General features: G+C 67.1%; 17 protein-coding genes. 5 read left to right on the top strand and 12 right to left on the bottom strand.

Going from position 1 to position 18983, the window contains the following annotated elements:
• Window positions 1–24 precede the first annotated feature (24 nt).
• From PHLH3_RS26500 to PHLH3_RS26480, 5 genes are all read right to left on the bottom strand, one after another.
• Window positions 25–1104 (bottom strand): BMP family ABC transporter substrate-binding protein, encoded by a 1080-nt coding sequence (locus PHLH3_RS26500; protein WP_213626390.1) that lies wholly within the window; start codon window positions 1102–1104, stop codon window positions 25–27.
• A 187-nt stretch (window positions 1105–1291) separates the two neighbouring features.
• Window positions 1292–1975, bottom strand: a complete 684-nt coding sequence (locus PHLH3_RS26495; RefSeq protein ID WP_213626389.1) for an SDR family oxidoreductase — start codon at window positions 1973–1975, stop codon at window positions 1292–1294.
• Between the two features lie 194 nt (window positions 1976–2169).
• Complete coding sequence (locus PHLH3_RS26490) at window positions 2170–3096, bottom strand: ABC transporter permease (RefSeq protein WP_213626388.1); 927 nt, start codon at window positions 3094–3096, stop codon at window positions 2170–2172.
• A gap of 61 nt (window positions 3097–3157) precedes the next feature.
• On the bottom strand, window positions 3158–4261 hold the full coding sequence (locus PHLH3_RS26485) for an ABC transporter permease (protein WP_213626387.1): 1104 nt from the start codon (window positions 4259–4261) through the stop codon (window positions 3158–3160).
• A gap of 16 nt (window positions 4262–4277) precedes the next feature.
• Window positions 4278–5816 carry an ABC transporter ATP-binding protein gene (locus PHLH3_RS26480; RefSeq protein WP_213626386.1) on the bottom strand — a complete coding sequence of 513 codons (1539 nt, stop codon included), beginning with the start codon at window positions 5814–5816 and terminating at the stop codon, window positions 4278–4280.
• Window positions 5817–6705: 889 nt separating this feature from the next.
• Here PHLH3_RS26480 and PHLH3_RS26475 point away from each other — a divergent pair.
• Entirely contained in the window at window positions 6706–7677 is a 972-nt protein-coding gene (locus PHLH3_RS26475) for an IS110 family transposase (protein WP_213626385.1), read from the top strand.
• A 157-nt stretch (window positions 7678–7834) separates the two neighbouring features.
• Here the strand turns inward: PHLH3_RS26475 and PHLH3_RS26470 are convergent, their stop codons facing one another.
• From PHLH3_RS26470 to PHLH3_RS26445, 6 genes are all read right to left on the bottom strand, one after another.
• Complete coding sequence (locus PHLH3_RS26470; RefSeq protein WP_213626384.1) at window positions 7835–8668, bottom strand: nucleoside-binding protein; 834 nt, start codon at window positions 8666–8668, stop codon at window positions 7835–7837.
• Window positions 8669–8944: 276 nt separating this feature from the next.
• Window positions 8945–9904: a LysR family transcriptional regulator gene (locus tag PHLH3_RS26465; RefSeq protein ID WP_111261995.1), complete on the bottom strand. Its 960-nt coding sequence runs from the start codon at window positions 9902–9904 to the stop codon at window positions 8945–8947.
• A complete protein-coding gene (locus PHLH3_RS26460) occupies window positions 9901–10500 on the bottom strand; it encodes a YigZ family protein (protein ID WP_213626383.1) in 600 nt (199 codons plus the stop codon). Before PHLH3_RS26460 ends, PHLH3_RS26465 begins: the two co-directional genes overlap by 4 nt.
• A complete protein-coding gene (locus tag PHLH3_RS26455) occupies window positions 10500–11171 on the bottom strand; it encodes a TetR/AcrR family transcriptional regulator (RefSeq protein WP_111261993.1) in 672 nt (223 codons plus the stop codon). The genes PHLH3_RS26460 and PHLH3_RS26455 overlap by 1 nt, the downstream gene beginning before the upstream one ends.
• 186 nt (window positions 11172–11357) lie before the next feature.
• Window positions 11358–12734 (bottom strand): nucleobase:cation symporter-2 family protein, encoded by a 1377-nt coding sequence (locus PHLH3_RS26450; protein ID WP_213626382.1) that lies wholly within the window; start codon window positions 12732–12734, stop codon window positions 11358–11360.
• Between the two features lie 411 nt (window positions 12735–13145).
• Window positions 13146–14066, bottom strand: a complete 921-nt coding sequence (locus PHLH3_RS26445) for a LysR family transcriptional regulator (RefSeq protein WP_173171644.1) — start codon at window positions 14064–14066, stop codon at window positions 13146–13148.
• A 130-nt stretch (window positions 14067–14196) separates the two neighbouring features.
• Between PHLH3_RS26445 and PHLH3_RS26440 the strand changes: the two genes are divergently transcribed.
• The 3 genes from PHLH3_RS26440 to PHLH3_RS26430 all read left to right on the top strand — a co-directional run bounded on the left by PHLH3_RS26440 (window position 14197) and on the right by PHLH3_RS26430 (window position 17422).
• Entirely contained in the window at window positions 14197–15543 is a 1347-nt protein-coding gene (locus PHLH3_RS26440; protein ID WP_213626381.1) for an aspartate aminotransferase family protein, read from the top strand.
• Window positions 15543–15830: a cupin domain-containing protein gene (locus PHLH3_RS26435; RefSeq protein WP_111261989.1), complete on the top strand. Its 288-nt coding sequence runs from the start codon at window positions 15543–15545 to the stop codon at window positions 15828–15830. The genes PHLH3_RS26440 and PHLH3_RS26435 overlap by 1 nt, the downstream gene beginning before the upstream one ends.
• Before the next feature lie 92 nt (window positions 15831–15922).
• Entirely contained in the window at window positions 15923–17422 is a 1500-nt protein-coding gene (locus tag PHLH3_RS26430) for a CoA-acylating methylmalonate-semialdehyde dehydrogenase (RefSeq protein WP_173171648.1), read from the top strand.
• Between the two features lie 215 nt (window positions 17423–17637).
• On the opposite strand, the gene PHLH3_RS26425 is transcribed toward PHLH3_RS26430, so the two are convergent.
• The gene (locus PHLH3_RS26425) at window positions 17638–18090 is read right to left on the bottom strand and encodes a Bro-N domain-containing protein (RefSeq protein ID WP_213626380.1); all 453 of its coding nucleotides are present in this window, start codon (window positions 18088–18090) and stop codon (window positions 17638–17640) included.
• Between the two features lie 424 nt (window positions 18091–18514).
• Here PHLH3_RS26425 and PHLH3_RS26420 point away from each other — a divergent pair, with 424 nt between their 5' ends.
• The gene (locus tag PHLH3_RS26420; RefSeq protein WP_213626379.1) at window positions 18515–18922 is read left to right on the top strand and encodes a type II toxin-antitoxin system HicB family antitoxin; all 408 of its coding nucleotides are present in this window, start codon (window positions 18515–18517) and stop codon (window positions 18920–18922) included.
• Window positions 18923–18983: the final 61 nt, after the last annotated feature.

Here is an 18983-nt window from a genome sequence, read left to right as displayed (position 1 = left end):
TGGCGCCAGGGGAGAGGGCGTCGCTTACTTCGGCAGTTCCGCCTTGATGCCTTCGACGTAGTAGTTCATGCCCGCCAGGTCGGCGTTGGTGGCGACCACGCCGTCGGCCAGCTTGATGGCACCGCTCTGGTCCTTGATCGGGCCGGTGAAGGGGCGGAACTCGCCGCTCTTGATGCGGGCGATGATCGCCTGGGCCTCGGCCTTCACGTCGGCCGGCACCAGGTCGCTGATGGGCAGCTGGATGGTGTCCTCGGCCAGGCCGCCCCAGTAGTCCTGGGACTTCCAGGTGCCGGCCATCACGCCTTCGGCGGCCTGGATGTAGTGCGGCCCCCAGTTGTTGACGATGGAGGTGAGCACGGCCTTGGGCCCGAAGTGCGCCATGTCCGAGGCGTAGCCCACGGAGTACACGCCACGGCGCTCGGCGGCCTGGATCGGCGCCGGGCTGTCGGTGTGCTGGAAGACCACGTCCACGCCCTGGTCGATCAGCGCGTTGGCGGCGTCGGCTTCCTTGCCCGGGTCGAACCAGGAGTTGACCCAGACCACCTTGATCTCGGCCTGCGGGTCGTACTTGTTCAGCGCCAGCTGGATGGCGTTGATGTCGCGGATCACTTCCGGGATGGGGAAGGAGGCGATGTAGCCGATCTTGTGGCTCTTGGTCATCTTCGCGGCGAGGAAGCCGCCGACGTAGCGGCCTTCATAGGAGCGCGACAGGTAGGTGCCGAGGTTCTTGTCCTGCTTGTAGCCGGTGGCGTGCTCGAAGGTGACCTTGGGGAACTGCTTGGCCACCTTGGCGGTGGGGTTCATGTAGCCGAAGGAGGTGGTGAAGATCAGGTCGTAGCCGCCCTTGGCCATGTTGCGGATGACCCGCTCGGCGTCGGCGCCTTCGGCGACGTTCTCCACGAAGCTGGTCTCGACCTTGTCGCCCAGCTTGGCCACCAGCGCCTTGCGGCCTTCCTCGTGCTGGTAGGTCCAGCCGTGGTCGCCGATGGGGCCGACGTAGACGAAGCCGACCTTCAGCGGGTCGGCGGCGGAGGCGCCGAGGGTGGCGCTGAAGCCGATGGCGGCGACGAGCGTGCGCAGCAGGTTCTTCTTGGAATCGAACATGGGGGATGGGGCTCCTGGTCTGTTGTTCTGTGCTGTGCCCTGTGGGCTGACCAGGCGATTGCAAAAAATTGACCAACTGGACAGGCGGCGCGCAAAGCCGCGTGCCAGGCCCCTCGATGCAGGCGATGTGCACCGCCCGCGAGCGCGGATGGTGCACGACGGGCGCTGCCCGCCGCCTGCTGGTGCGTCACCAGGGAATGGTCTGGCCCTGGTAGTCGATGTAGTGGTGGCCGCCGCGCCCGGCATACGCCTCGATCTGCTGCACCAGGCCCTGGACGCTGGTGGCGACGTCGATCTCGGCGGACTCGCCGCCCATGTCGGTCTTCACCCAGCCCGGATGCAGGCTCAGCACCGTGGGCGCGGCTTCCGCCCATTCGGCCACCAGGCTGCGGGTCATGGAATTCAGCGCAGCCTTGCTGGCGCGGTACAGCGCCAGGCCGCCGGCATCGTTGCCGGCCACGCTGCCCAGCACCGAACTCATGAAGGCCAGGGTGCCGCCGGGCAGCAGGTTGCTCTTCAGGCGCTGGGCCAGGCGGATGGGGGCGACGGCGTTGGTGAGGAACAGCTGGGCGATCTCGGCCTCGGTGGCCTGCACGGCGGACTGGTGCACCGGGCCGTAGACGCCGGCGTTGACCAGGATGAGGTCGAAGGCGCGGCCATCCAGTTCGCCGGCCAGGGTCTCCAGGCTGGCGACGCTGTCCAGCTCCAGGGTGCGTACCTCGACGTTCTCCAGCGCGGCCAGGTCGCCGGCGCCCTGCGGGTTGCGCACCGTGGCTGTGACCTGCCAGCCGGCGGCCTGCAGTTGCTTGACCAGGCCCAGGCCGATGCCCCGGGAGGCGCCGATGATCAATGCGGTTTGTGTGCTGCTCATGTGCGGTCCTCTGCGTGTGAAGACCGGCAAGAGTAGCCGCTTATTGAGCGCCCGCGTGGGATGTCGATGTAGGTGGGCCGGGCGGCGTTCCGCTGAGGTGCGAAGCCCAACGCAGCGAGGGTGGGTATCGCACCGTTGGGCCTCGCTGCGCTCGGCGCCAACCTACGGTCGTTCAGCCCGGGAGCCGTGCCCTATCAATGCCCGCCCTTCCACGGCTGGCCCAGGGACACGGGGGCGAACAGGCGGGTGCGCGCGGCATCGCGGGAGAGCAGCACCAGCACCAGGATGGTCGCCACGTAGGGCAGCATCGCCAGCAGGTTGGCGGGGATGGCCAGGCCCACGCCCTGGGCCACCAGGTGGAGGATGCTGGCCAGGCCGAAGAGGTAGGCCCCCAGCAGCACGCGGAACACCCGCCAGCTGGCGAACACCACCAGGGCGAGGGCGATCCAGCCGCGCCCGGCGGTCATGTTCTCCGCCCACATCGGCGTGTACGCCAGGGACAGGTAGGCCCCCGCCATGCCCGCCATGGCCCCGCCGAAGAGCACCGCCAGGGTGCGCACGCGCAGCACCGGCAGGCCCATGGCGCTGGCCGCATCGGGGTTCTCGCCCACCGCCTGGAGCACCAGGCCGATGCGGCTCTTGAGCAGCGCCCAGGCGATCAGCGCGAACAGCGCGAAGGACAGGTAGACCATCAGGTCCTGGCTGAACAGCATCTTGCCCAGCAGCGGAATGCCGCTGAGCAGCGGGATGGCCACCGGCTCGAAACCCTGCAGGGGCTTGCCCACCCAGGCGGCGCCGACGAAGGACGACAGGCCGATGCCGAAGATGGTCAGCGCCAGCCCCGTGGCCACCTGGTTGGCGTTGCAGCCGAGGGCGACCAGGGCGAAGAGGGCGGACAGCAGCATGCCCGCGGCCATCGCCAGCAGCACGCCGAGCCACAGGTTGCCGGTGCCGATGGCGGCGATGAAGCCCACCACCGCGCCGAACAGCATCATCCCCTCCTGCCCGAGGTTGAGCACGCCGCTCTTCTCGCACACCAGCTCGCCCAGGGCGACCAGCAGCAGCGGCGTGCCGCAGCGGACCATGGCGTAGAGGATGTTGGTCAGCAGATCTAGATCCATGGAAGGAAGCCTCGAGCGGCAAGCCGCAAGCTACGAGTTGAAGAACGGGTGTGGGAGTGACTCATGCGGCGGCACGCTTCTTGGCGCTTGCCACTTGCAGCTTGTAGCTCCACGCCAAGCGTGGCCGATACAGAATCAACACATCACAGGCGAGCAGGAAGAACAGCATCATCCCCTGGAACAGCTGGGTGATCGATTGCGGCAGGTTTAGCGCCATCTGCGCGTTTTCGCCGCCGAGGAACAGCAGCGCCATCAGCAGCCCGGCGACGAGGATGCCGAAGGGGTTGAGGCGGCCGAGGAAGGCCACGGTGATGGCGGCGTAGCCGTAGCCGGGTGACACCTGCGGCACCAGTTGGCCGATGGGGCCGGTGACTTCGCCGACGCCGGCCAGGCCCGCCAGGCCGCCGCTGACCAGCAGGGCCAGCCACACCAGGCGCTTTTCGCGGAAGCCGACGAAGCCGGCGGCGCGCTTGTCCAGGCCCAGCACCTTGATCTGGAAGCCGAGGAAGCTCTTGTGCAGCAGCACCCACACCGCCACCAGGGCGAGGAGGGTGAAGTACAGGCCGATGTGCAGGCGCAGGTCCTCGAACGCCGGGGGCAGCCGCGAGGCGTCGCCGAACATCGCCGACTCGGGGAAGTTGAAGCCGGCCGGGTCCTTCAGCGGGCCATGCACGGCGAAGAGCAGCAGGTTCAGCGCCACGTAGTTGAGCATGATGGTGGTGAGGATCTCGTTGGCGTTGAAGCGCGTGCGCAACCAGGCTGCCAGCGCGCCCCAGGCGGCTCCGGCGAGGATGCCTGCGCCCAGCACCAGGACCAGGGCCCAGCGGCTTTCCCAGTCGATGAGGTGCACCGCCACCGCGCTGCCGGCCAGGGCGCCCATGAGCAGCTGGCCCTCGGCGCCGATGTTCCAGATGCGCGCCTGGTAGGCCACCGCCAGGCCCAGGGCGCAGAGCAGGATGGGCAGTGCCTTCACCAGGAGCTCGGAGACGCCGTAGAGATCGCTGATGGGTGCCACCAGCAGCGCATGGAGGGTTTCCAGCGGGTCATGGCCGAGGGCGACGAACAGCGCCGAGCCGCAGGCCAGGGTCAGCAGGCCGGCCAGCACCGGGGACAGCAGGAGCATCGCGCGCGACTGCTGCGTGCGGGGTTCCAGGGATAGCAACATGAAAGGCTCCGGGCGCTCAGGCGGCTTGGGTCGAGTCGAACTGGCCGGCCATCCAGCGGCCGACCTCCTGCGGGCTGGTGTCCGCCACCGGCTTCTGCGCCGACAGCTCGCCGCCGCACAGGGCGCCGATGCGGTCGCTGATCTGGAACAGCTCGTCGAGGTCTTCGGAAATCACCAGGATCGCCGCGCCGGCATCGCGCAGGGCGATCAGTGCGCGGTGGATGGCGGCAGCGGCGCCGACGTCCACGCCCCAGGTCGGGTGGGCGGCCACCAGCAGCTTGGGTTGCTGGAGGATTTCGCGGCCGAGGATGAATTTCTGCAGGTTGCCGCCGGAGAGGCTGCGGGCGGCGGTATGGGCGTCCGGGGTCTTCACCGCGAAGCGCTGGATGATCTCTTCGGCGAAGGCCAGCACCTTGCCGCGGCGGATCATCCCGCGGCTCAGCAACCCGCGCTGGAAACCGGTGAGCAGGGCGTTGTCGGCCAGGCTCAGGTCCGGCACCGCGCCATGGCCCAGGCGTTCGGCGGGGACGAAGGCGAGGCCCCGGGCGCGGCGCGCATCCGGTGGCAACTGGCCCACCGGCTGGCCGGCGAAACGGATGGCGCCGGCGTTGCCGGCGGGCAGGCGACGCTCGCCGGAGAGCAGCGCGAGCAGCTCGTCCTGGCCATTGCCGGCGACCCCGGCGATGCCGAGGATCTCGCCGCTGCGCACATCCAGGCCGAGGTTCTTCAGCGACATGCCGAACGGATCGGGGTTGTGCCAGTCGAGCCCCTGCAAACTGAGGAAGGGCGCACCGCCGCTGACCTTGGGGTAGCTGGCGACCAGGCCTTCGGCGTCGCCCACCATCAGCCGCGCCAGCTCCAGGTCGCTGCACCGGGCCGGTACGCAGTGGCCGGACACGCGGCCGCCGCGCAGCACCGTGGCGCTGTGGCAGAGCGCGCGCACTTCGCCCAGCTTGTGGCTGATGAAGAGGATGCTGCAGCCCTCGGCGGCCAGGCGGCGCAGGGTGACGAAGAGTTCGTCGGCTTCCTGCGGGGTGAGCACCGAGGTGGGCTCGTCGAGGATCAGCAGGCGGATGTCCTGCATCAGGCAGCGGACGATCTCCACCCGCTGGCGCTCGCCGATGGACAGCGCATGCACCAGGCGCCCGGGCTCCAGGGCCATGCCGTAGCGCTGCGATACCTCGCGGATGCGCGGCTCCAGCTGCCTGGGCGTGCCGGCCTCGCGGCCGAGGGCCAGGGCGATGTTCTCGGCCACGGTGAGGGTCTCGAACAGGGAGAAGTGCTGGAACACCATGCCGATGCCCAGCGCCCGGGCCTGCGCCGGGTCGCGTACGCGCAGCGCCTCGCCCTGCCAGCGGATCTCGCCGGCATCGGGCTGTACCACGCCGTAGATGATTTTCATCAGGGTGCTCTTGCCGGCACCGTTCTCGCCCAGCAGGGCGTGGATCTCGCCGGGCTCGATGCGCAGGTCGACGCGGTCGTTGGCCAGGCAGCCGGGGTAGCGCTTGGTGATGCCGAGCATCTCCAGGCGCGGTGGGGGAGTGGGGCTGTTCATCGTGGTCTTTCCCGGAAAGAGAGCTGGCCTGACAAAGCAAAAAGCTGGCCACCGGGTCAGGAAGGCCCGTGCAGGCTCGCGTGCGTGAGCGCCTGCGGGAAATCCACGGGTGGAATGGGCATTGCGGGGGCATTTTCCTGCACGCTTTCGGGGCGGCGTGGTTCCCAATGGCGCAGCGGTGCCTGGACGAAATTCGACCAGCCAGGCGCAGCGCCCGTGGGCACTGGCCTGGAGAAGTTGTTCCCAAGGTTATCCACAGGACTGTCCACGGCTGATGTGGACAATGGCGGTGCGTCGCGCCGGTATCCCGGCGTCAAGCTCCGCAAGCGGGAAAAATAAAGCTAGACCCTTCAGATGCTTGCGCGGTAGACACGGGGCCCCTCGCATACTGGTCACGAAACGAGCAGCCCCGGCGAAGCGGCGTCCGGCGCTGGCCCGGGCGATTGCTCAAAAGGTTATCCACAGGCTTGTCCACGCTTTGTGTGGACGGTTCAGACAGCGGATTTTTCCTCCGCAGGCTGGCGCCACGTAGGGTGGACATCGCTCTTCATGTCCACCAGCGGAGTCGATCCGATGCAGTTGTGTGGGGCCGGCCGTTGGAGAGGGTTATGTGTGCCCCTTCAACTCCGCTCGGTGGACCGGTGAAGCGTGGTCCACCCTTGTATCTCGACTAAATACCTCCACAGGGGTAATAGTCCCCGACTGATCATCGGGGGAGGGGCTGGAAGTCGTGTCCACCCTTAGGCCGCGAGCCTGCAACGTAGATAGTGCTCCGCCCCTCCACACTCACTCGAAAAATCCGAACGGTATCCAGAGCCTCGAGCTCGCATCTACAAGGTTGGGTCGGGTGCAGTGATGATCGCGTCTGAACGGATCGGAAGGAGTACTCATGCCCAGCGTCATTGGCCTCGACATCGCCAAACACACCTTTGACCTCGCCACCCTGCAGCCCAACGGCAAGTACCGCACCAAGGCCAAGCTGGCCAACGACAAAGCGGGTTTCGCCGTCTTGCGCGACTGGCTGAACAAGCACAGCGAACCCGGTGCCTGGGTCGTGATGGAGGCCACCGGCATCTACCATGAAGCCCTGGCCGAATGGCTGTTGGAGCACGGCTATCGGGTCTGTGTCCTCAACCCGGCACAAATCGCCCACTACGCCCGTAGCCAGTTGCAGCGGGTGAAGACCGACAAGGTCGACGCCAAGCTGATCGCCGAATACGGCGAGCGCCATCAGGACAGTCTGCGCCCCTGGCAACCCGAGCCCCGTGCCGTGCGGCGCTTGAAAGCCCTGGTACGGCGCCTGGAGGACCTGCGCGAAATCGAGCAGATGGAGCGCAACCGCCTGGAAGTGGCCGATGCCAGCGTCCAGGCCTCGATCCAGTCGGTGCTGGAACATGTCGGGCAGGAGATCGAAGAGACCCTCAAGGCGATCGACGACCACATCGACAACGACCCGGATCTGCGCGGCAAGCGCGACCTGCTGACCAGCATCGACGGGATCGCCGACAAGACCGCCGCCCTGCTCCTGGCGGAGCTGGGCGACCCACTGCGCTTTGCCAACAGCCGCGCCGCCACTGCCTTTGCCGGGCTCAATCCGCGGCTGCAGGAGTCCGGGAACCACCGGGGACAGACGCGCATCTCCAAGACGGGCTCATCGCGCCTGCGGGCCGGCCTGTTCATGCCCGCGATCAGCGCCCTGACGTACAACGAGGCGATCAGGGCCCTGAGCGAACGGTTGAGGGCGAAGGGCAAGACCGGCAAGCAGATCGTCTGCGCAGCGATGCGCAAGCTGCTGAACATCGCCTATGGCGTCTTGAAATCGGGCCGGCCATTTGACGCAAAACTGGCCCTTGCTCACTAGGAATCAAGACGGTATCTACATGGCCGTGTGCGCCGTGCTGGACCGTAGGTTGAGTAGAGCCTCGCGAAACCCATCGCATCCGATGATGGGTTTCGCTTCGCTCGCGGAACGCCGCCCGACCCATCCTACGAGGTGCTGCTTGCGGCCCGGAGAGCGCTTAGAAACTGAACTCCATGTTCAGGGTCGGGGTGGAGGTGCGGCTGCCACGGCCGCCGTCGACGCCGAACTTGTTGTGCCAGTACTCGTAGCCGACGCCGAACCAGAGGTTGGGCTTGATGTTCTTGCCCGGGCGCGCGGCGACCATCAGCGAGGTGCGCATCAGGGTTTCGGCGGCGGTGTCCCTGTCGTTGTAGTCCTCGCCCTTCTCGCCCACGTGGTTGATGTAGCCCTGGAACTTGGCGGCGTGGTCGCCGACCTGGAAGGGGCGCAGCCAGGTGAGGTTGAGGTTGTAGGTGCCGTCGAAGGTCATCTCCTCGTGGCGCGCGCCGGGGATGCCGGTCTGGTTGCGCTCGCGGTAGTAGAGCAGGCTCAGGTCGAGCACGCCGACGGTGTTGAACTTGAGGGTGGGGCCGAACACGATGGCGCGCTTGTTGGACGAGGCGCGGTTGTTGTTGCGGTTGACGTCGAAGCCGGCGGTGAAGGCGTAGTCCTTGATCAGGCCGTCGCCCTGCTTCTGGTCGAACACCCGCGAGGCGAACAGCTGGTGGCGGTACACCGCGTAGACCTCGCTGCCGCCATGGTCGGTGCCCTTGCGCGGGTCGCGGTTGTCGGAGAGGAAGACATCCAGGTTGAAGAAGTTGCTGCCGTACTGGTAGCCGCTGGCGTGGGTGAAGCTGTAGATGCGCTTGGCGAACTTGTTCGGGTTGTTCGGGTTGGTGAACTGCTGTCCGTAGCGGAACCCGATGCTGTTGTTCATCCACTCCAGCGCGGAGGCTTCCCCGACCGTGAATAGGGCGAGAGCGACCGTGGCTCCCTGCAGTGCTTTTTTCATTGTTATGGCTCCTGTTCCTGGGATCTCGATGCCGTGGCTCGGGCATCGAGGGCGCAAGTATCAGCACATCCGGATTGATCACCAAAGAACAGAATGTAGAGCATCCCGATGCCGATACGGCATCACCGAATTGACTTGAAAGTCAGTATTTTCAGGGCTTTAGCGGGATTGTGTACAAAGCGCGAGCGCAGATGGCTCTAGCGCGCGGGCTGCAGCCGTGCAGCCTGCGGGAGGCCGTGGCGGGCCGGGGGCATGAAAAAACGGGCGGGACCTGTCCTACGGGCGGTTGCCCGAGGTGCTCCGGGGCTGTGGCCGCTCTTCGCGCTCACGCAAGGTGATTTCCTCGGTCAATTGTCGAGCCAGCGCATCCACCGCGACGGGCAGGTAACGGCCGCCACGCACATAGAGGCCAAGGTCGTTGAAGATGCCGCCGTTGTCGGTCAGCGGCAGGTGCACCAGGTCGCCTGCCTCGAGGTCGGCCTCGATACCGATGCGGGTCTGGAAGGCCACGCCCATGCCGCGCTTGACCAGTTGTCGGGCCAGCTCCACCGAGCTGCTTTCCAGCACGGGCCTGTCGGCCAGGCTCATGCGCTTTTGCAGCGGGCCGAGCAGGTGGTGGATGGACAGCTCGCGCTTGGCCAGGATCAGGCCGTGCTCGACGCAGGCGGCGAAGCTCACCTCGTGCAGCGAGGCCAGCGGATGCCCGCGCGGGACGATGGCGCCGAGGCGGAAGTGGCCGACGCTGAGCTGCTGCAACTCGGCGCTGCGGGGCAGGAAGAAGGCCAGGCCGAGGTCGGCGGCGCCGCTCAGCACCGCCTCGGGGATGGCCTGCGAGCCCATCGCGGTGACGCCGATGGTGACCCGTGGGTAGCGCTCGTGCATGGCCTTTAGCACCCGGGGCAGCAGGTCGATGGTCACGCCTTCGACGGTGGCGATCTCCACGTGGCCGGTGCGCAGGCCCTGCATGGCGTCCAGTTCCGAGCGCACGCGCTCGACGTCCTGCAGCACCACGGTGATGTGGCGGGTGAGGATCTCCCCGGCCGGCGTCAGGCGCAGGCCGGCGGGCAGGCGGTCGAACAAGGGCGCGCCGATCTCGTCCTCCAGCTTGAGGATCTGCCGGTTCACCGCCGAGGAGGCGACGTTGAGCCGGCGCGCGGCCTCGCGGATGGAATTGCAGCGGCGCACCATGTCGAAATAGTGGATCGCGGGCGAGTGGATGCGCAGCTTGCCGGTCATGGCGCCTGGTCCTCGATGGCGGCGAGTTGGCTGCGGCCGCGGCTGATGTCGCCGAGCAGGCGCTGCAGCGGTTCGCGCTGGGCGGCCGGCAGGGCCAGCTGCAGCCAGGCGCCTTCGGCGTCGTAGTCCTCGCTTTCGAGCTGGGCCTGGAGGTCGGCCAGGCGCGCCTTGAACAGCGCCAGTTCGGCGAAGGCCAGGTGGCAGCGGAAGCGCGACAGGCGCAGCAGCGGCAGGCGTTCGCCCCCTTGCAGGCACCTGGCGGCACTGCCGCCGTAGGCACGGGCGAGGCCGCCGGTGCCGAGCTGGATGCCGCCGTACCAGCGGATCACCAGCACTGCAACCTGGTCCATGTCCTGGCCTTCGATGGCCGCCAGCATGGGGCGCCCGGCGGTGCCGCCGGGTTCGCCGTCGTCGCTGAAGCGGTACTGGTTGCCCACCTTCCAGGCCCAGCAGTTGTGCGAGGCGGCGAGGTCGCTGGCGGCGGTGATGAAGGCCTGGGCCTCGGCCGCACTGGTGACCGGCGCGGCGAGGGCGATGAAGCGGCTCTTGCGGATTTCCTCGCGGTATTCGCAGGGCGCGGCAAGGGTGAAGGGCATCAGCTGGCGGGTGTCGGCGGGGTCAGGCCGCAGCCCTTGAGGATGATGTGGGTGAGGCTCTGCGCGGCGATTTCGAAGTCGTCCTTGGTCAGGCGCTTGCGTCCGCTGACGCGGCAGATCTGCGAGCCGAAGTCGGCGTAGTGCTGGGTGCTGCCCCAGAGCAGGAAGATCAGGTGCGTGGGGTCGACGGCGTCCATCTTGCCGGCGGCGATCCAGGCTTCGAACACGGCGGCGCGGCCCCTGAACCAGTCGCGGTAGTCCTGATCGAAATGCTTCTCCAGGCAGGCGCCGCCGCTGATCACCTCCATGGCGAAGATCTTCGAGGCCAGCGGGAAGCGTCGCGAGAACTCCAGCTTGGCGCGGATGTAGCGGGCCAGCGCCTCGGCCGGGTCGTCATCGACCGTCAGGGTGTTGAAGGTGCTGTCCCAGAGTTCGAGGATGTTGCTCAGCACCGCCACGTAGAGACCCAGCTTGTTGCTGAAGTAGTAGTGCAGGTTGGCCTTGGGCAGGCCGGCACGCAGCGCGATGGTGTTCATGCTGGTGCCTTTGAAACCGTGCTTGGCGAATTCCTCCTCGGCGGCGGCGAGGATGGTCTCTTCGTTCTTCTGGCGGATGCGGCCGGCGGGCTTGCCGGTGGAGCTGGGGCTGTGGGCGGGGACCAGGACAGTCATAGGTCATCCAGAGGTATCAGGAAGCGGGCGAATGCACTGATAACCCAAGCGTGGGGCCGCCGACAAGACAAAACTGTTGCGGCGGTCAGGTTATCCACAGGTTTTGTCGGGCCTGCACCATGATGGGTCGGTTTTTCCCCGTTGCGCACCGCGCCAGACCCCGTCCGGGGCCCGGCGCGGCGGCCTTCAGGCGCGCTCGGCGGCACCGTCCGTCCGGGCGGCGGGCTTCTCTTCCGGCAGCACCAGGCTGAGCAGGATGGCGGTGATGCCGCCGCAGGTGATGGCCGAGTCGAACAGGTTCTGCACGATCGGCGGCAGCTGGTGCAGCAGGGTCGGTTGCGCGGCGACTCCCAGGCCGACGCCGAAGGAGCCGGCGATCACCAGCAGGCTGCGGCGGTCCAGTTGCGCCTGGGCGAGGATGCGGATGCCCGCCGCCGCGACGCTGCCGAACATCACCAGGGTGGCGCCGCCGAGCACCGGCTTGGGAATCTGCTGCAGCACGGCGCCGATCAGCGGGAACAGGCCGAGGATGAACAGCACGGCACCGATGTACAGGCCGACATGGCGGCTGGCGACGCCGGTCAGCTGGATCACCCCGTTGTTCTGCGCGAAGGTGGTGTTGGGGAAGGCGCTGAAGGTGGCCGCCAGCAGGCAGCTGACGCCATCGCCGAGCACACCGCCCTTGAGTCGCGCCTCGTACTCCGGCCCCTTGAACGGCTTGCGCGCGATCATGCAGTTGGCGGTCAGGTCGCCCACGGTCTCGATGGTGCTGATGAGGTAGATCAGCGCCACGGGGACGAAGGCCGTCCAGTCGAAGGCGAAACCGTACTTGAAGGGCACCGGCACGCTCACCAGCGGCAGGTCGGGCAGCGCCTGGGGCACCAGCTTGCCGCTGAAGAAGGCCACGACGCTGCCCACCGCCAGGCCGATGAGGATCGACGACAGGCGCACCCAGGGATTGCGCGAGCGGTTGAGCAGGATGATGGTCGCCAGCACCAGCCCGCCCAGTGCGAGGTTGCCCGGCGCGCCGAAGTCCGGGGCCTTGAAGCCGCCGCCGATGTCGGTGATGCCGACCTTGATCAGGCTGACGCCGATCAGGGTGATGACGATGCCGGTCACCAGCGGGGTGATCACCCGGCGCAGGTGGCCGATGAAGCGGCTCAGCACGACCTGCACGAACGCGCCGAAGAAGCACACGCCGAAGATCATCGCCAGGATGTCTTCCGGGCTGCCGCCGCGGCTCTTCACCAGGAAGCCCGCCGACAGCACCGCACCGAGGAAGGCGAAGCTGGTGCCCTGCAGGCAGATCATCCCCGCGCCGATGCCCAGCGGGCGCCGTGCCTGGAGGAAGGTGCCGACGCCGGAAACCATCAGCGCCATGCTGATCAGGTAGGGCAGGTGCTCGCCCAGGCCCAGCGCCGCACCGATCACCAGCGGCGGCGTGATGATGCCGACGAAGCTGGCCAGCACGTGCTGCAACGCGGCGCAGAACGCCAGCAGCGGTTTCGGCTTGTCGTCCAGGCCGTAGATGAGTTCGGAGTGGCTTGATTCTTCAGCGTGCATGCTGGCCTCGGCAGGTGGGAGCGACGAACCGGAGCGGCTCGCCGGGGCAGATGCCGGCTCATTGCAAAAAATTGACCAGGTGCGCAGGTTTTTTCGCTCGCCGCCCCGCAAAGCCCATGGCGGGCGGGCGCTACGGGCCCTGTACCCGTGCCGCATGAGGCGTGACCGAATGGTTTCTCCTGCACCAGATCGGGGTACGGCGCTTCATTGCTGGGCGTGCGGTGATGGTCACCGCTCCGTGGCCGGGGCGCATGACTTCGGGTGGACCACGCTTATCGGTCCACCGAGCGGGGCGGCATGTGCACTCGGGCGTGCGGCTCCGCTTGGTGGACATAAAGAGCGATGTCCACCCTACGGCTCACTGCATCGCTGGGCGCGTTGCGGAGCTCGGTCGAGAGCGTGGCTTGCCTCTCAACCCGTCGCTGCCAGCGCCTCCAGGAAGCTCTCCAGCACCAGGTGCGGGCGGCGGCCCTTGCGGGTGACGGTGGCGAGGCTGAGGTCGTAGAAGCGCTTGTTCGGCTTGAGGGCGCGCAGGCGGCCCTGCTGCACCCAGAAGGTGGCGTAGTGGTCCGGCAGGTAGCCGATGTAGCGCCCGGTGAGGATGAGGAAGGCCATGCCTTCGCGGTCGGAGGCGCTGGCGGTGCAATGCAGCGCCTGGTAGTGGGCCTGGATGTCGGCGGGCAGGCGGAAGGTGGGGGCGATGGCCTCCTGCTCGTTAAGGCGCGCGTCGCTGATCTGGGCGTCGTCGGCGTAGAACAGCGGGTGGCCCACGGCGCAGTAGAGCAGCGAGCGCTCGTCGTACAGCGGCTGGTATTCCAGCCCCGAGAGCGCCACGGTCTGCGGCACCACGCCGACGTGCACACGGCCGTCGAGCACGCCTTGCTCCACCTCGCTGGGCGGGGTCATGCGGATGTTGATCACCACGTCCGGCCCGCGCTCCTTCAGGCGCGCCAGGGCATGGGTGATGCGCATGTGGGGCAGGGTGACGAGGTTGTCGGTGAGGCCGATGTTCAGCTCGCCGCGCAGGTGCTGGTGCAGGCCGTTGACCTCGGTGCGGAAGCTCTCCAGGGCGCTGAGCAGCTGCAGCGACGACTGGTACACCTCGCGGCCTTCCTCGGTCAGGGCGAAGCCGGCGCGGCCACGCTGGCACAGGCGCAGGCCGAGGCGCTGCTCCAGGTCGCTCATCTGCTGGCTGATGGCCGAGCGGCCGATGCCCAGCACGCTTTCGGCGGCAGAGAAGCCGCCGCACTCGACGACGCTGCGGAAGATGCGCAGCAGGCGGATATCGAAGTCGCTGACCTGGGCCAGCGCTTCCGGGCGACGGGTGCTCATCAGTTTAGTGTTCCGTGATCTGAAGATATGAAAAGTTGAATTTTCATGACTTTATGCCCGTGGCAATGTCGACTGCAAGAACCACTGGGTTCTCCCCCACAACCCACGCCCCATCGCGAGGCAGACAAGAATGAACATGCCGCAGACCGCCACCCCCTCCCTGGCCAGCCAGCTGAAGCTGGACGCCCACTGGATGCCCTTCTCCGCCAACCGCAACTTCCAGCGTGACCCGCGCCTGATCGTGGCCGCCGAAGGCAGCTGGCTGATCGACGACCAGGGCCGTCGCATCTACGACAGCCTGTCGGGCCTGTGGACCTGCGGCGCCGGCCACTCGCGCAAGGAAATCCAGGAGGCCGTGGCCAAGCAGCTCGGCACCCTCGACTACTCCCCCGGTTTCCAGTTCGGCCACCCGCTGTCCTTCAAGCTGGCCGAGAAGATCGCCAGCCTGACCCCCGGCGAGCTGAACCACGTGTTCTTCACCGGCTCCGGCTCCGAGTGCGCCGACACCGCCATCAAGATGGCCCGTGCCTACTGGCGCCTGAAAGGCCAGCCGCAGAAGACCAAGCTGATCGGCCGTGCCCGTGGCTATCACGGCGTGAACGTCGCCGGCACCGCCCTGGGCGGCATCGGCGGCAACCGCAAGATGTTCGGCCAGCTGATGGACGTCGACCACCTGCCCCACACCCTGCAGCCGGGCATGGCCTTCACCAAGGGCATGGCCGCCACCGGTGGCGTGGAGCTGGCCAACGAACTGCTCAAGCTGATCGAGCTGCACGACGCCTCCAACATCGCCGCCGTGATCGTCGAACCGATGTCCGGTTCCGCCGGGGCCATCGTCCCGCCGGTGGGCTACCTGCCGCGCCTGCGCGAGATCTGCGACCAGCACAACATCCTGCTGATCTTCGACGAAGTGATCACCGGCTTCGGCCGCATGGGCAAGTGGACCGGCGCCGAGTACTTCGGTGTGACCCCGGACCTGATGAACGTCGCCAAGCAGATCACCAACGGTGCCATCCCGCTGGGCGCGGTGATCGCCAGCCGCGAGATCTACGAGACCTTCATGAACCAGGCCACCCCGGAATACGCGGTGGAGTTCACCCACGGCTACACCTACTCCGCCCACCCGGTCGCCTGCGCCGCCGGCCTGGCCGCCCTGGAGGTGCTGGAGAAGGAGAACCTCATCCAGCAGTCAGCCGAGCTGGCTCCGCACTTCGAGAAGGCCCTGCACGGCCTGAAGGGGGCCAAGCACGTGGTCGACATCCGCAACTGCGGCCTGGCCGGTGCCCTGCAGATCGCCCCGCGTGACGGCGACGCCATCGTCCGTCCGTTCGAGGCCGGCATGGCCCTGTGGAAGGCCGGCTTCTACGTCCGCTTCGGCGGCGACACCCTGCAGTTCGGGCCCACCTTCAACGCCAAGCCGGAAGAGCTCGACCGCGTGTTCGACGCCGTCGGCCAGGCCCTGCAAGGCGTCAACTGATGAGCGCACGGCCCCAGGCTGTGCCCACCGTGCAGGTGGACACCGACGAGGTCATCGTCACCGAGTGGCGCTTCGCCCCCGGTGCCGAGACCGGTCGCCACCTGCACGGCCATGACTACGTGGTGGTGCCGATGACCGATGGCACCCTGCTGCTGGAAACCCCGGAGGGCGACAGGCATGCCCCCCTGGTGGCCGGCCGGAGCTACTTCCGCAAGGCCGGCGTCGAGCACAACGTGATCAACGCCAGCGACCACGAGATCGTCTTCATCGAAACCGAAATCAAGTGACGTCCACCCTCTCCCCGTGAGGAGAGGCCCGGCGCGAGCCCGGTGCCCGCGCCCCAGGACCACCCCGACAAAGCCCTACAAGAGAGATGACCATGAGCACCATCCAGCACCTGATCCACGGTGAGCTCGTTACCGGCGAAGGCCGCACCGCCGACGTGTTCAACCCGTCCACCGGCGAATCCACCCGCAAGGTCGCCCTGGCCAGCCGCGCCACGGTGCAACAGGCCATCGACTCGGCCAAGGCCGCCTTCCCGGCCTGGCGCAACACCCCGCCGGCCAAGCGTGCCCAGGTGATGTTCCGCTTCAAGCAACTGCTGGAGCAGAACGAGGCGGAAATCTCCCGCCTGATCAGCGAAGAGCACGGCAAGACCCTCGAAGACGCCGCCGGTGAACTCAAGCGCGGCATCGAGAACGTCGAATACGCCTGTGCCGCCCCGGAGATCCTCAAGGGCGAATACACCCGCAACGTCGGCCCCAACATCGACGCCTGGAGCGACTTCCAGCCCCTGGGCGTGGTCGCCGGCATCACCCCGTTCAACTTCCCCGCCATGGTGCCGCTGTGGATGTACCCGCTGGCCATCGCCTGCGGCAACTGCTTCATCCTCAAGCCCTCCGAGCGCGACCCCAGCTCCACCCTGCTGATCGCCCAGCTGCTGCACGACGCCGGCCTGCCCAAGGGCGTGCTCAACGTGGTGCACGGCGACAAGGAAGCGGTGGACGCCCTGATCGAAGCGCCCGAAGTGAAGGCCATCAGCTTCGTCGGCTCGACCCCGATCGCCGAATACATCTATGCCGAAGGCACCAAGCGCGGCAAACGCGTCCAGGCCCTGGGCGGCGCCAAGAACCACGCCGTGCTGATGCCCGATGCCGACCTCGACAACGCCGTCAGTGCGCTGATGGGCGCTGCCTACGGCTCCTGCGGCGAGCGCTGCATGGCCATCTCCGTGGCCGTGTGCGTGGGCGACCAGATCGCCGATGCGCTGGTGCAGAAGATCGTCCCGCAGATCCAGGGCCTGAAGATCGGCGCCGGCACCAGCTGCGGCCTCGACATGGGCCCGCTGGTCACCGCCGCCGCCCGCGACAAGGTGGTCGGCTACATCGACGACGGCGTCGCTGCCGGCGCCAAGCTGGTGGTGGACGGCCGCGGCTACCGCGTTGCCGGCCATGAAGACGGCTACTTCGTCGGCGGCACCCTGTTCGACAACGTCACCGCCGACATGCGCATCTATCAGGAAGAGATCTTCGGCCCGGTGCTGTGCATCGTCCGCGTCGGCAGCCTGGAAGACGCCATGCAGTTGATCAACGACCACGAATACGGCAACGGCACCTGCATCTTCACCCGCGACGGCGAGTCCGCCCGCCTGTTCTGCGACGAGATCGAAGTGGGCATGGTCGGCGTCAACGTGCCGCTGCCGGTGCCGGTCAGCTACCACAGCTTCGGCGGCTGGAAGCGCTCCCTGTTCGGCGACCTGCACGCCTATGGCCCGGACGGCGTGCGCTTCTACACCCGCCGCAAGGCCATCACCCAGCGCTGGCCGCAACGCGCCAGCCATGAGGCCGCGCAGTTCGCGTTCCCGAGCAACAACGCCTGAGTGATCGGGTGAGATAGCAAAAAGGCCAGTCGTTTGACTGGCCTTTTTGTTGGCGGCGATTCAGGCGTTCGATACCGCTCATGAGCACCGGCAAGCCTCGTGTAGGGTGTGCTGCGCGCACCGGCGATGTTCCAGCGAGAGCGGGCGCACGCCTTGCCACCTCGGCCATTCGGCGGTGCGCACAGCGCACCCTACGAGAAAGTCCTGAGCCTGGGTCAGCTCTCCAGGTACCGCGGCACCTTCTCCCACTGCATCCACAACTCGCCCTGCCATTCCAGCAACAGCAGCCGCTCGTTCTGCCAGCCAATCATCACGCGGCGGGGCGTGTGGGCGTGGGTGTCCTGCCGGTCGCGCAGGGTGGGGATCACCTCGCGGGTCAGCCATTCATCGAGCTGCTGGCATTCGGGATGGCCGAAGCGGATCAGCGCCTTGTAGAGGCCGGCTTCGCTCATCGCATCGATCGTATCTTCGGCGCCGCTGCGGCGGTGGTACAGGCGGATGCGGCGGGTTTCGTTGGGCTTGAGGCGGCGGTGCAGGGCCTGTGGATGATGCAGGCCGAGCAGGCGGGCGAAGTCGTAGGTGGAGAACCAGGGCTGGTTGTCGATCATCACGCCGCGCAGGGGGCGGTTATGGCGGAGGAAGGTGGTGGGGATGTATGCGTCATGCATCGTGAAGCTCCCGTGGCTGTTAAAGGAGCTGCCACCTACGTCGCTAAACGAAAGGGTGGCAGACCGCAACGGGGTTAGCGAACCGGGCCACGGCCGGCAGACCCGTAGGGTCTCCCCGCGCGGTCTGCCATGGAGGGCGTGCAGTTTAAAAAACTGCGCGCTGCTCAGGTGCCACGGGAAACGTCCGTTGTTTCCCGTCAGCACCGTAGGCAAAACACGCATGTGGTTTCAGGTCGCTAAACCCGGCCGCAGATTGACTGCGACCGGGCGAACTTAGGGAGCAGCTACGGGGCTAACAAGGGGTTGCGGAGTGTTTGGGAAATTTCCTCGGCGAGTTTGCTCGTGAAGCCGCAAAGGCTGACTCGATTCGGGTTGTCGGGGCATCCAGAGTCTGTTCCCTGCTTCGATCAAAGGAGGCCACACGATGCTTTACCCGATCGCAATTCTTCCTGGTGATAACGCACACGCCTGGGGCGTGGAGGTGCCGGACCTGCCCGGCTGCTTCTCGGCGGGGGATGACCTGGACGAGGCGATGGCCATGGCGCGAGAGGCCATCGAGGGGCATCTGGAGTTGTTGGCGGAGGAGGGCGCGCCGATCCCGGTTGCGCGCAAGGTGACCTTCCATGCGGAGGATCCCCGCTATGCCGGGTGCACCTGGGCGCTGGTGGATATCGACGTGACCCGCTACATGGGCAAGGCCGAGAAGCTCAACATCACGCTGCCCGGCTACCTGCTCAATCGCATCGACGAGTACGTGCGCACCCACCCGGAGCAGAAGAGCCGTTCTGGCTTTCTGGCGGCTGCTGCGTTGCGGGTTTTGCAGGAGCATTGAGGGCTCCGCCTGCCACGGCGTACTGCCCACAATTTCTGTGGACCAGCCTGTGGATATCTTC

The sequence above is a fragment of the Pseudomonas sp. Pc102 genome, from assembly GCF_018408275.1.
GTDB classification, from domain to species: Bacteria; Pseudomonadota; Gammaproteobacteria; order Pseudomonadales; family Pseudomonadaceae; genus Metapseudomonas; species Metapseudomonas tohonis.
Note: the sequence above shows the minus strand (reverse complement) of the source record. Positions and strands in the feature narration are given on the sequence as shown.